At 60.6% G+C, this 12,096-nt stretch carries 12 protein-coding genes and 1 pseudogene; 6 read left to right on the forward strand and 7 right to left on the reverse strand.

Features of this window, described 5'->3' with window-relative positions:
• Positions 1–15: 15 nt before the first annotated feature.
• A complete protein-coding gene (locus C444_RS22820) occupies positions 16–189 on the reverse strand; it encodes a cupin domain-containing protein (protein WP_239641342.1) in 174 nt (57 codons plus the stop codon).
• Positions 190–326: 137 nt separating this feature from the next.
• Here C444_RS22820 and C444_RS19295 point away from each other — a divergent pair, with 137 nt between their 5' ends.
• The gene (locus tag C444_RS19295; protein ID WP_004594773.1) at positions 327–920 is read left to right on the forward strand and encodes a cyclodeaminase/cyclohydrolase family protein; all 594 of its coding nucleotides are present in this window, start codon (positions 327–329) and stop codon (positions 918–920) included.
• An 85-nt stretch (positions 921–1,005) separates the two neighbouring features.
• Here C444_RS19295 and C444_RS19300 read toward each other — a convergent pair whose 3' ends face one another.
• Positions 1,006–2,751, reverse strand: coding sequence for a formate--tetrahydrofolate ligase (locus C444_RS19300; protein ID WP_004594774.1), 1,746 nt, complete (start codon positions 2,749–2,751; stop codon positions 1,006–1,008).
• A gap of 281 nt (positions 2,752–3,032) precedes the next feature.
• Between C444_RS19300 and folP the strand changes: the two genes are divergently transcribed.
• The gene (folP, locus tag C444_RS19305; protein WP_004594775.1) at positions 3,033–5,423 is read left to right on the forward strand and encodes a dihydropteroate synthase; all 2,391 of its coding nucleotides are present in this window, start codon (positions 3,033–3,035) and stop codon (positions 5,421–5,423) included.
• Positions 5,424–5,448: 25 nt separating this feature from the next.
• Positions 5,449–5,682, forward strand: a complete 234-nt coding sequence (locus C444_RS19310; RefSeq protein ID WP_004594776.1) for a hypothetical protein — start codon at positions 5,449–5,451, stop codon at positions 5,680–5,682.
• A gap of 116 nt (positions 5,683–5,798) precedes the next feature.
• Here C444_RS19310 and C444_RS19315 read toward each other — a convergent pair whose 3' ends face one another.
• Positions 5,799–6,230 carry a hypothetical protein gene (locus tag C444_RS19315; RefSeq protein ID WP_004594777.1) on the reverse strand — a complete coding sequence of 144 codons (432 nt, stop codon included), beginning with the start codon at positions 6,228–6,230 and terminating at the stop codon, positions 5,799–5,801.
• Positions 6,231–6,336: 106 nt separating this feature from the next.
• Between C444_RS19315 and C444_RS19320 the strand changes: the two genes are divergently transcribed.
• Positions 6,337–6,933 carry a hypothetical protein gene (locus C444_RS19320; protein ID WP_004594778.1) on the forward strand — a complete coding sequence of 199 codons (597 nt, stop codon included), beginning with the start codon at positions 6,337–6,339 and terminating at the stop codon, positions 6,931–6,933.
• A gap of 78 nt (positions 6,934–7,011) precedes the next feature.
• Here the strand turns inward: C444_RS19320 and C444_RS19325 are convergent, their stop codons facing one another.
• The gene (locus C444_RS19325; RefSeq protein WP_004594779.1) at positions 7,012–8,772 is read right to left on the reverse strand and encodes a BCCT family transporter; all 1,761 of its coding nucleotides are present in this window, start codon (positions 8,770–8,772) and stop codon (positions 7,012–7,014) included.
• Positions 8,773–9,184: 412 nt separating this feature from the next.
• Here C444_RS19325 and C444_RS22480 point away from each other — a divergent pair, with 412 nt between their 5' ends.
• A complete protein-coding gene (locus C444_RS22480; RefSeq protein ID WP_167320816.1) occupies positions 9,185–9,346 on the forward strand; it encodes a hypothetical protein in 162 nt (53 codons plus the stop codon).
• A gap of 6 nt (positions 9,347–9,352) precedes the next feature.
• Here the strand turns inward: C444_RS22480 and C444_RS19330 are convergent, their stop codons facing one another.
• Complete coding sequence (locus C444_RS19330) at positions 9,353–9,796, reverse strand: universal stress protein (RefSeq protein ID WP_004594781.1); 444 nt, start codon at positions 9,794–9,796, stop codon at positions 9,353–9,355.
• Positions 9,797–10,015: 219 nt separating this feature from the next.
• Positions 10,016–10,459: a GlcG/HbpS family heme-binding protein gene (locus tag C444_RS19335; protein WP_004594782.1), complete on the reverse strand. Its 444-nt coding sequence runs from the start codon at positions 10,457–10,459 to the stop codon at positions 10,016–10,018.
• Between the two features lie 121 nt (positions 10,460–10,580).
• Here C444_RS19335 and C444_RS22825 point away from each other — a divergent pair.
• Positions 10,581–10,770 (forward strand): annotated as a pseudogene (locus C444_RS22825) (IS6 family transposase); the annotation flags it as partial.
• Between the two features lie 62 nt (positions 10,771–10,832).
• Here C444_RS22825 and ilvA read toward each other — a convergent pair.
• On the reverse strand, positions 10,833–12,080 hold the full coding sequence (gene ilvA / locus C444_RS19340; RefSeq protein WP_004594783.1) for a threonine ammonia-lyase: 1,248 nt from the start codon (positions 12,078–12,080) through the stop codon (positions 10,833–10,835).
• Positions 12,081–12,096 lie beyond the last annotated feature (16 nt).

Genomic DNA, 12,096 nt, shown 5'->3' on the forward strand with positions numbered 1-12,096 from the left:
CGCACTGAACGCGAGTCAGACGTGTATCTCGTCTATGTGGTTACAGAGGTTCCGGACGCGGTCCGGATGGACACGGACGACACCGCCCTCGGGTATCTCTTGGACGGTCCCCTCGATGGATATCTGGCCACCGGTAGCGTTGCTGGCTGGATGATTTCGTACGGAGACACCATAACGCCGTTTTGTCACAGTCCGGTCATAGCCTCTGTGACGAGATAGCCCACGCGGAGGCCGAATATCTCCAGGGAAATCATTAGGCGAGTGGGCCGAGAGTGGTGTAGTATGGACAGTCAATCACCAGAGACGACCGGAATTGAGTCCGACAGATGACGTTCGCGGACCAGCCTATCGGCGAGTTTCTCGATGACGTCGCGTCGGGCCAGGTGACCCCGAGTGGCGGCGCGGTCGCGGCCGTCGGCGGCGCGATGGGTGCGGCACTCTGTGAGATGGTCTGTATCCATACTGTCGGTACAGCCGGGTCCGATTCGGAGTCCGGTGAGCTAGCGGCTCTGGCGGACGACCTGGCCGACTGTCGGGAACGGCTGCTTGCCCTCGCTGATGAGGACGCGGCAGCGGTCGACGCGGTCGGGGCCGCGTTCGAGTCCGGGGACGACGAGCGCATTCAGGCGGCCTCGAAACGCTCGACGGAAGTACCACTGGAGACGGCCGAGATCTGTCTCGATGTCGTCGAGCGCGCCCGTACGGTGACTGCGAAGGGGACGCCGGTCGCCGTGCCGGACGCAGCTGTCGGGGCGCTGCTCGCGGCAGCGGCGCTACAGGCGTCCGTCTCGACCGTCCGGGCCAATCTCGACATGATAGACGACGAATCATTCGTGGCAGCGATGAAACAGCGAGCAGACGAGGCAGAAGCGGCCGGCGAAGCGGCGCTCGACGAGGCGGTCGCAAACGCTGAGCAATGAGCGGAGTCCGCCCGTTGAACGTCGAGCGGTGTCGGTTAAAAGTCGAGACGGCGAACCGCGAAAGCTGAAACGAAGGACCGGCTCGTCAGAACAGGCCCGAAATGTTGCCGTCTTCGTCGATATCCATATCAGCCGCGGCTGGACGAGCCGGGAGGCCGGGCATCGTGAGTGCGTCAGCCGTGAGAGCGACCAGGAAGCCCGCGCCAGCGGACGGGTACACTTCACTGATTTCGAGTTCCCAGCCCTCCGGCGCACCCTTCTGGCTCGCGTCGTCGCTCAGCGAGTGGAAGGTCTTGGACATGACAACCGGGTAGTCATCGAAGTCGAGTTCGTTCATCTGCTCGATATCGTCAAGCGCGCCGCCGGTGTATTTCACGTCGTCAGCGCCGTAGATTTCGGTCGCGACTGTGTGGATCTTATCCTTGATGCTGTCCTCGTCGTCGTACAGCATCTGGAAGTCCTCTTCGTTGCTCTCCTCGGTTGCCTCGATGACGTTCTCCGCGAGGTCGACACCGCCCTCGCTGCCGTCGGAGAACACGTTCGACTCTGCGGCACGGACGCCGAGGTCGTCGCGGCAGTGGTCCAGCACGGCCTGAATCTCCTCGTCGGTGTCGTCAGGGAAGCGGTTGATCGAAACCACGACCGGGACGCCGAACTTCTGGAGGTTCCGGGCGTGCTTGTCGAGGTTCGAGAAGCCGGCTTCGACGGCCTCGACACCGGCCTCGTCGATCTCGTCGTAGTCGACCGGCCACTGGTCGAGTCCGTGGTACTTGAGTGCGCGAACCGATGCCACGAGAACGACGGCGTTTGGCGTCATGTCGCCCATGCGGCAGACGACGTCCATGAACTTCTCTGCGCCGAGATCGGAGCCGAAGCCGGCCTCGGTGACGAGATAGTCACCCATGCCGAAGGCGGTCTTGTCAGCGACCAGTGAGTTCGTCCCGTGAGCGATGTTCGCGAACGGGCCGCCGTGGACCAGGGCTGGCGTGCCCTCAATGGTCTGGACAACGTTCGGCTTGATGGCGTCCCGGAGCAACATCGTGGCCGGGCCAGTCGCCTCGATGTCGTCGACAGTGACCGGCTCGCCGTCCTCGTCGTAGGCGACGATAATGCGGCTGACTCGTTCCTTGAGGTCGCCGATATCGGTGGCCAGACAGAGGACAGCCATCAGCTCGGACGCGGCGGTGAGGATGAAGTTGTCCTCTCGTGGAGTCCCGCCTGTCTTGCCGCCGAGGCCCACGACGGTTTCCCGGAGCGCGCGGTCGTTCATGTCGATGGCGCGCGGCCACGCGACGTTGTTGATATCGATATCCAGGTCGTCGCCCTGCGATATCTTCGCGTCCAGCATCGCCGCGATGAGGTTGTGCGCGGACGTGAGTGCGTGCAGGTCACCAGTGAAGTGGAGGTTGATGTCCTCCATCGGCAGTACCTGTGACCGGCCGCCACCTGCCGCACCGCCTTTGACGCCGAACACCGGGCCAAGCGACGGCTCCCGGATGGCGATCATCGCTTCCTCGCCGACGTGGTTGAGCGTCTGGCCGAGGCCGACGGTGGTTACCGTTTTCCCTTCACCTTTTGGGGTCGGCGTCATCCCGGTTACCAGAACGAGGTTCTGTTCCTTGTTCTCGGCCTGGTCGCGGAGGCGCTCGATGGCGTGTTGTTTGACTTTCGCGGTGTATTCGCCGAAGTACTGGAGGTCGTCGAGCCCGAGCCCCCACGGCTCGACCAGTTCCCAGATCGGCTCCATGTCGGTCGACTGGGCGATATCGTAGTCCGTGGGAATCGGCTCTTGACTCTCTTCGGTCGGGGATTGCTCGTCCTGTGATGACATCTCTACTAGCCCTTCCCTTCACCGTCGTAATAATGTTAGTGAACCTGACACTACCGGAATAGGATGTGTTCGAGATGCCGTTACAACCCCCGGAGGCCACATCATGTATCTCGGCTTACGAGATTGGTTCTCAGGCCCGAGGGTAGGGGATAACTCGGTCACGGGCTCAGGGTTAGTATTAGGATATTTCACCCGAATTGGTCGGATTACCGTGAAACACGCTAGTAAGCCAGGTTCGCCCTGGCGATACATTAATCAGGCCACCGGCGACCAGTTATGGTATGCACTACCACGAGTCGGCGGACTACCTGCAGTCGCTACAGCGTCGTCGGCCCAAGTTGGGTACCGATACGACGGCGCGGATGCTCTCACATCTCGGTGACCCGGACGACAGTTTCGACAGCGTGCAGATCGCCGGATCGAACGGAAAGGGAAGCACCGCCCGAATGACCGAGAGCGTGCTCAGAGCCGCCGGGCTGGACGTCGGCCTGTTCACTTCGCCGGGGTTGAACGGCTTCCGGGAACAGATCACCGTCAACGGTGGTCGGGTACCCAAAGAGCGAGTGACAGAGTTCGTCGAACAGATCAGGCCCTGTATCGACCAACTGGCTGCCGAAGACGACAAGCCGACACATTTCGAGGTCCTCACCGCCCTGGCGCTCTATCACTTTGATGTCGAAGATGTCGACGTGGCGGTGCTGGAAGTCGGCATCGGCGGCCGCTACGACGCTACAAGCGCAGTCGACCCCGTCGCAAGCGCCGTCACCAGCATCAGTCTGGAACACACCGAGTTGCTCGGTGACACAGTCGAAGAGATTGCCCGCGACAAAGCGCAGGTCGCGCCGCGGGACGCCCCGCTCGTGACCGGAACGACCGGCGCTGCCCTCAATGCAATCGAAGAGATTACCGATACCGTCACTGTCGGCGGCGACGACGCCGATGTCACCGCCGTCGAAAACGGCATGCGATCTGCCGTCGAGAACCGGATTGCGCTCACGGGACCGGACTGGGCCCTCGAATCGAATCTTAAGCTGCTCGGCCAACATCAGGCCGAAAACGCCGGCGTCGCCGCAACACTGGCCCGACAGCTCACCGATGTGGACACTGAAACCGTATCCGAGGGGCTGCGGGCCGCGACGCTACCGGGCCGGTTCGAGATCCGGTCGACAGACCCGATGGTGGTCCTCGATGGCTCCCACAACCCAGGTGCGATGGAGACGCTGACAGCACTCATCGAACGGTACGAGTACGACGATCTCCACGTAGTCTTCGCCGCGATGCAGGACAAGGAGTACGAACGGATGATTGCGACGCTTCCAGCCGTCGAAACGGCGTTCGCTGCGCGGCCGGAGGTTGACCGAGCCGCGAGCACCGGAGCGCTCGCTACTGCGTTCGAAGACCAGGCAGCCCAGATACAGCAGGTCGAGTCCGTTCTCGAAGCCACCGAACAAGCGATAGCCACAGCGGGTGCGGACGACTTCGTGCTCGTAGCCGGGTCGCTCTATGCAGTCGCCGAAGCACGGGACCGCTGGAGCCGGTTGGTCGTTCCCAAAGACAACCTCCAGCGGGCGTCGACGGGGGAGACTGCTGGAGCCGGAAGTGAGCCAGAGATTCACCAGCAGATGCTTTCGGTCACATTGCGGCGCGACCAGGCAGGAGTCGTCACGCAGGAGTTCGAGGACTGTGGCGGCACCTGTACCTGTGGGACTGTCGGGATGCCAGAGAAGCTCATCGACACGACGTTATCGGGGACGCCACGACAGTTTCAACAGCTTGCTGACCGACTGGCTTCGGCTGGGCTGGGGCTCGGTCAGCTCGCTACACAAATCGAAGCGCAGCTGTCTGATAGATCGTTTCCACCGCCGTTCGACAGTGAATCGGCGGCCGTGATGGGGATTCTCAACGTCACGCCGGACAGCTTCTACGACGGCGGCGAGTACAACCGTCGCGACCTCGCGGTTAGTCACGCGGAACAGATGATCGAATCCGGGGCGGATATCGTCGACATCGGCGGTGAGAGCACGCGTCCCGGGGCTGACCCGGTGTCCGTCGAAACAGAGATCGACCGCGTGGTACCCGTTATCGAGGCCGTGTCCTCGCTCGATACAACCGTCTCCGTAGATACCCGAAAGGCCGCCGTCGCTGACGCGGCGCTGGACGCCGGTGCCGACATCGTCAACGACGTATCGGGACTGACGGACCCCGAGATGCGGTTCGTGGTTGCCGATCACGACGCGTCCGTCATCCTGATGCATAGTCTGTCCGCGCCAGTGGATCCGGGTCGAACTGTGACCTACGACGACGTCGTCGATGACGTCCTTCGAGACCTCATGGAACAGATACTGCTCGCCGAGCAGGCCGGTATCGACCGCGAGCAGATCATCGTCGACCCCGGCTGTGGATTCGGGAAGAACGCCGCCGAATCGTTCGAACTCGTCGACCGCCTCCACGAGTTCCACGCACTCGGCTGTCCGGTGCTGGTCGGGCATTCCCGCAAATCGATGTTTGCCGAGATAAGCGACGCAGGGGCGGACAGGCTGCCGCCGACGCTGGCAACGACAGCGCTTGCCGCTGAACGCGGGGCTGACGCCGTCAGGGTCCACGATGTCTCGGAGAACAACGCCGTGCTCAAGACCGTTTCAGCGACGGCGGATCGCCTTCGACAACAGTGATACCTGTGCAGCACGAACAGTCGGTATGGTACAGTTTCCGGTTCAGCTCGGCTCGGGTCTGCTCGAATCCGTCGGGCAGGTGGCTGCGGTCGCTGGAACCGTCGTTCTCCTGCTGATTCTCGTCGGTCTGGGAGCCTTCGCGTACAAGAGTCTCGTCGGAGACGGCATTCGCTGGCCCGATGAGCAAGAAGCAGCGGACAGTGAGGAGGACGAGGGCGTCGTACAGGGAAGCCGTGAGGACGACTGGAAGTATTACTGAAGGCGGAATCCCCCTGGTACGTTGGAACTGGACATCACCCCGCGATTGATTTCGTAGCCGTGTCGAAGTAACGCGCAGCCTGCCGAACGGCCGCAGTGTGCTCGGTGTAGCCATTGTCAATCGGTACCGGGGTCGTAGGAGTGTTCGAACTCCCAGTGGTACCGACAGTCCGTACAGGTCGCCCACTCCGGGATGTCGAACCGCTCAGGGTGGCGCTGCCCGTGTTCCATTCGGCTTCGGCAGACCGGGCACGTGAGATACAGGAGCTTCAGGTCGGCGAACTCGTCGTGGCTGTACTCGCCGACACACCGCGGACAGTCGATACTGTCCCGCGCGTTGTGCTGGAAGATCTCCGAGTGGCATCGCGGACATTCAACCGTCGCCGGTGGGCGTCTCGCCCACCCGATGTCACCGTCGTACGTCGTCGTTGCCGTGTCCATGCTCGACAGCCTGAACTTGTTCGGCCCGTCACTCCGCCGAAGTGGCGCGGCGACCCGCTTGCCGATCCAGACAAGCTTCGAGAGCAGAACTGCGAGCCATCCAGACACTGTGACATGGTATGGATTCTGATGGCTTAAATTTCCGGGCAGTGCTGACGCTGACCCGGTGCTGTGCGGTCGATAGGTTTTCACGGTGACCCACGGTATATGGCGTATGAGTGTTGACGCAGCTGTCGGTGTTGCGCCGACCATCCCCAGACTGTCGGCAACCGTCATGGGACAGTTGGCACCCGGCGTTGGAACAGAACTGTCCAGGCCGCTCCGCGGGCTCGGCTCGTTCGTTCTTGTGCTCGTGGCCGGGGCACTGGTACTCCGGCTGCGGCAAAGCTACATCGACGAGTCGATCAACGCGATTTTGGACAGCCCGGCAATGGCTGTCCTCTACGGCATCGCTGGGTACGTGATCGTCGGTATTGTCGGCCTCTACGGGGCAACGACGCTGGCCCGCCTCAGTATCGCTGGCGGTGTGTTCGTTCGCATCGCGATTCTCGTCAGTAGCGCGTTCGTCCTGGTACTCACAAGTTTCGGGTTTCTCGTCGTCGGCACGCTCATCACCGATATTCTAGCCAACCGACAGCCGGCGTTGGGCCTGCTCATCGGAGCGTCCCTCAGCGCTGTCTCATGGGTCCTGCTTTCACCAGCCGGCAGTATCTTGTCCAGCCTCGCCATCGCCGCGTTCGGAATCGGAGGCTCCGCGCGGCTCTGGATACACTCTGAACGGACGGTCGAAACAGAACTGGGGGGCCGGTAGCGTGAACGGTTTCACCCGCTGTTGGCGATAGCGTCTGATACCACCGGTCGCGTCGGAAGGCCCCAAAACGAGAACGATTCAGTCGGTACCTGTCGCCGTGTCGTCACCTGGGTCGGAGATATCTGTTACCATCTCGTCGCCAGCGGTCACGACGTCCACGTCTTCCCGTTCAGAGAGGTCCTGAATTGTCTCTGCGAACTCTTCGGATTCGAGTATCTGGTATTCGTTATCAAGCCCCAGATACACCGTGTAACACATCAGACACAGGATGAGCGCGAACGGGAGTCCCGTGGTGATTGCGGCCGTCTGGAGCGCAGTCAGTCCGCCGCCGATGAGGAGTATGGACGCGACAAGCCCCTCAGTAAGGGCCCAGAAGATCCGCTGCGTTCGCGGAACGTCGTGTTTCCCGCCCGAAGTCAGGTGGTCAATGACCAGTGACCCGGAGTCGGACGACGTGACGAAGAACGTGATGACCAGCAGGGTCGCGAGCAGTCCGCTCACCACGCCCAGCGGGAACTGCTCCAGCAGGGCGAACATCGCGACGGTCTGACCGACCTCGTTGTACGTCGCCAGCGCCTGCCCGTTCCCCATCAGTGAATTGAACATCGCGCTGCCGCCGAACACCGACAGCCAGAGCGTCGAGAACAGCGACGGAAGGAACAGGACGCCTAGGACGAACTCCCGGACGGACCGACCCTTCGAAATGCGTGCGATGAACATCCCGACGAACGGCGACCACGCGATCCACCAGCCCCAGTAGAACACGGTCCAGGCGGTGGGGGTCCCGTTCGCCGCTTCGTTGAGCGTCCCGGTGAAGAACCCGAGTGCAAGGATGTTCCCGAAGTACGCGCCGAGTCCCTCAACCCACGTCCCGAAGATGTACACCGTCGGGCCAACGATAACGAGGAACCCAAGCAGTGCGAACATCAGGTAGAGATTGAGCGTACTCAGGCGCTTGACACCGCCGTCAAGCCCCGCCGCAACCGAGAGCGTCGCGATGAGCGTGATCCCGGCGATGAGGGCGACCTGTGGCCAGGTCCCCGTCGGGACACTTACCGCACCGAGCATGTCACCGCCCACATAGGAGAGCCCTGTGTTGACTTGTGCAACACCGAGCCCCAGCGAAGTCGATAGCCCGAACAGCGTCGCGAACACCGTTACGAGGTCGATAATGTGGCCCGGCCAGCCGTAGATTCGCTCGCCCAGCAGTGGCCAGAATATCGACCGGAAGGTAAGTGGGAGCCCGCGATTGAACGAGAAGAACGCGAGGCCAAGTCCCACCAGTCCGTACACCGCCCACGGATGGAAGCCCCAGTGGAAGAACGTCTGTGCCATCGCGGCGGACGCTGCCGCACCGGTTCCGGCTTCAGCCCCGAAGAAACTCGGCGGGTTCTGGAAGTAGTACAGCGGTTCCGAGACGCTGAAGAACATGAGGCCGATGCCCATGCCGGCGCTGAACAGCATCGCCATCCAGGAAAAGTCGCTGAACTCCTTCTCGGCCTCGACGCCGCCGATTTTTATCTTGCCGTACTTGCCGAACGCGAAGTACAGCAACGTGATGATGAACACGTTCACCGCCAGCAGGTAGAACCAGCCGAAGGTGTCCCCGATAGTGTTGAACAACCACGTGTACGCTGAGGATGCCGTGTCACCCAGCAGTATCGTCACTGCGATGAACAGCGCAATGATCGCCAGCGCCACTGGGAATACAACCGGATGGATGTCGAATCCAGCCGCCTGAATGTTCGTATCACCGGGTTCGCGGTCGGACTCCGGGTGGAACAACTCGACCTGAAGCCCGTCCGACATATCGCCGGTTGGGTCGTCACTGTCTGCCATACGTTACCCCTCTCAAACGCGGTACTGGTCTGTGGTGTCTCATTGTCGTAGTCGCGGTCTTGCTCTGTCGTGGTCCGTTGCCACCGTCATGCCAGCGACATCCCGGCGTAGTGCGTCTGCAGCGTTCGCATCCTGTTTGCCTCACTGTACTCGCTTGCGGGCACGGCGTGCCCACAGGACTATTGTCGATGTAGTTTATGTGCTACACAGTCTCATACATATGCAGTAATGCAACTCTAATAAAACTTCACCTTAGACACCAATAGATCACGGATTGAAGCGCTGTACTGCTGTGACTCAGCAAACATTTCTCCTATCTAATACATTGAGGTTTGCTGGGTGTCGACGAATGGTCGGTTGTCTCACGGCTTGATGGGTGCGTATTTATTTCGGAATCCCACTTACCATCAGTATGGCACGACTTCTGGCAACAGGGGCGGCTGCAGTGGCAGCACTGCTGATGGGCGTCGGCCTGGTCGGGATGACAATCGGCGACTTCCGGCTCGCAGGATTCAGTTTCCTCAGCGCCAGCCTGGTGATCTACATCCGTGAGACGCGACTGATAGACGCGTAGTGAGTGTCAAATGTCGTTGACACTCATCCGCTGACTGATGACTGGAACGCTCGACGTCCGGACCACTTTATCCGTTGTCCCACCGATCAGGTTCCCGAGTTTCCCGCGGAACGCCGAGCCCAGGACAATCGCGTCCATGCCTTCGTTTTCGGCGAACTCGACGATCTCCTCGCTGGGCGCACCGGTTTTGAAATGCGTCTCGTAGTCGACGCCGTGTTCATCAGCGATAGTCCCGAGGTTCGCCAGCACCTCCTCCCCATACTCCCGATACTCCTCACGCATCTCCTCCTCGTCATCTCTGAGTGCGAGTGCGCGCGGAGTGCCCGGCAGGTCGATTACGTACAATGCATGGACTGTCGCGTCGAGCGCAGCGGCGAGTTCGATGCCGTGTTCTGCCCCTCTCCGAGCCTCGTCGCTGCCGTCATACGGAACGAGTATATTATCGTACATGCTACCTGACTCATGTGTAATTCCCACACACACCTGTTATAGGTTTCCCCGTTCAGGATATCGGAGCGGGTTTCACGGTTTTTCAAGCGTATCGAGATAGTCTCTACACTCGTAAGTCAGTGGACGTTGCTTGTTTTTTGTCGTCAGTATCATCACAGAGGCGTATTTGTCTCCTCCTCTATCTGCCGGTGTTCTTGCTGCTCTGACGGCGTAGCCGTCTCACTCAGCCATCTCTACCTCACCCTTCTCAAGGAGGTCCCGCCATTTCGCAACGGCGGCCTCGGCTACGTCACGGTCTTGGGATACGGCGCCACCGGAGACACCGACCGAACCAACGATTCCACCGTCTTTCTCCAGTGGATACCCACCGCCGAACACGACCATCCGTCCCTCGTCACGCGTGTCGAGGCCGTATAGAGAGTTCCCAGGCGCTGACGGTTCCGCGAGGTCGTGTGTCGCCGTGTCGAGTGCAGCCGACGTATATGCCTTGTTCCGCGAGATATTGACGGACGCCAACCAGGCACCATCCATCCGGTGCTGAGCGATCAGGTTCCCCTCGCTGTTGGCCACCGTGATGACCATCGGATTGTCGATTTCGTTAGCGCGTTCTTCAGCCGCCTCAATGAGTCGCTTTGCTGTCTCCAGACTGATGGCTGCTACCATGCGTTATTTGACACACAGGTGACGCCTATTAACTTGGTGCATAGTAGTATCATGATGGTCAGACAGTGATTGCAGCGTCGTTGCTACCGTCGTGTTTCTCAGTGATAATTTCAAATCGTGACAAGCTTCGTGTCACCAGCATGGATTCGCTTTCTGATACGGAAAACATGGTAACCGGACCGCCGTCGAAGTGTCCATAGAGGATAAAACGCCGAACCGTCACCTTCTCAAACTGTCTCAGTCACCCCAAAGTAGGAACAGCCGAAGATTGGCTTCAGTCGTTCAGCTTTGCGTGGAATCAGCGTATTTGAACACGACATTCAGAACGGCAACACGCCTATCTGAGCGCTGACTCCGGCCGAGGTAATCGCGTTCAGGTCTTCCGTGCAACGTTGTCAACAGGATAGCCCGCATCGCGTATCGCTGTGATGATACCCTGTGCGTGTTCGGCACCGCTCGTTTCGACGTTGAACACGAGATACGCCTCCCCGATCTCGAGATTCTCGACGGACCGTTCGTGCCGGACATCGTGAATATTGGCCCCTTGCCGGGCGATAACGCCCGATATTTCCTCCATCACACCCGGCTGGTCGTCGATCCGAACCCGGAGCTGGAGGAGCTGTTGGCGCTCCGTGAGCGCGTGGATGAGAACCTCACGCATCTGTGTCATGTCGAGGTTGCCGCCACAGAGCAGCGGCATCACCGTTTCACCCGACACGTCGAGACCGTCGCTCAGTATAGCGGCCACGGAGGCGGCCCCGGCACCTTCCACGACCTGCTTGGCCCGTTCCATCAGCAGCAGAATCGCCTGCGCGATATCGGTATCCGAAACCGTCACGACCTCGTCGACGTTCGCTTCGATGATGTCGAGTGTTGTCTCCGAGATACCGCCGGTAGCGATACCATCGGCGATGGTGTTGACTTCATCGAGTACGACCGGAATCCCCTTGTCGAGACTTTCGTGTACCGTCTCCGCGCCGGTTGCCTGAACGCCGACGACGCGCGTCTCCGGCGAGAGGTGCTTGATCGCCGTCGAGACGCCACTGATGAGCCCACCGCCGCCGATAGGGACGACGACCGTGTCGACGTCAGGGCAGTCGTGGTACATCTCCGTGCCGAGGGTCCCCTGGCCAGCGATTATGTCCAGGTCGTCGTAGGCGTGAACGAACTCGGCGTCGGTCTCCTCAACGACAGCTTTCGCGTGGGACATCGTCTCCTGAAAGTCATTGCCGACCAGTTCGACGCTCCCGCCATAGCTTCTGGTGGCATCGATTTTGGCCTGTGGCGCGTTCTCCGGCATGAAAATCGTCGATTCCGCCCCGCATTTCGTCGCAGCGAGGGCGACGCCCTGTGCGTGGTTCCCGGCGCTTGCTGCGACGAATGACTCCACGCCATCAGCGACGTCCTGCGAGATTTTGTTGAACGCGCCTCTGGTCTTGAACGACCCTGTCCACTGGAGGTGCTCCATCTTCAGGTGTACCTCGGCGTCGACGAACCCGCCAAGGGACGTACTCTGTTCGACTGGCGTCTTCTTGACGACTGTGTCGTCGTCCAGTCGTTCGCGGGCTCGTTCGATGTCTGCGTATGTAACGGGTAGCGTGTCCGATTCGGTTTGTGTCATATATTCGTATCGTCGC

Origin of the sequence: Haloarcula japonica DSM 6131 (genome assembly GCF_000336635.1) — an archaeon.
GTDB lineage: Archaea > Halobacteriota > Halobacteria > Halobacteriales > Haloarculaceae > Haloarcula > Haloarcula japonica.

Excerpts from the sequence above, each read along its gene's own strand:
- C444_RS19295 (WP_004594773.1), top strand. The coding sequence starts at position 327 with ATGACGTTCGCGGACCAGCCTATCGGCGAGTTTCTCGATGACGTCGCG.
- C444_RS19300 (WP_004594774.1), bottom strand. The coding sequence starts at position 2,751 with ATGTCATCACAGGACGAGCAATCCCCGACCGAAGAGAGTCAAGAGCCG.
- folP (WP_004594775.1), top strand. The coding sequence starts at position 3,033 with ATGCACTACCACGAGTCGGCGGACTACCTGCAGTCGCTACAGCGTCGT.
- C444_RS19310 (WP_004594776.1), top strand. The coding sequence starts at position 5,449 with ATGGTACAGTTTCCGGTTCAGCTCGGCTCGGGTCTGCTCGAATCCGTC.
- C444_RS19320 (WP_004594778.1), top strand. The coding sequence starts at position 6,337 with ATGAGTGTTGACGCAGCTGTCGGTGTTGCGCCGACCATCCCCAGACTG.
- C444_RS19325 (WP_004594779.1), bottom strand. The coding sequence starts at position 8,772 with ATGGCAGACAGTGACGACCCAACCGGCGATATGTCGGACGGGCTTCAG.
- C444_RS22480 (WP_167320816.1), top strand. The coding sequence starts at position 9,185 with ATGGCACGACTTCTGGCAACAGGGGCGGCTGCAGTGGCAGCACTGCTG.
- C444_RS19330 (WP_004594781.1), bottom strand. The coding sequence starts at position 9,796 with ATGTACGATAATATACTCGTTCCGTATGACGGCAGCGACGAGGCTCGG.
- C444_RS19335 (WP_004594782.1), bottom strand. The coding sequence starts at position 10,459 with ATGGTAGCAGCCATCAGTCTGGAGACAGCAAAGCGACTCATTGAGGCG.
- ilvA (WP_004594783.1), bottom strand. The coding sequence starts at position 12,080 with ATGACACAAACCGAATCGGACACGCTACCCGTTACATACGCAGACATC.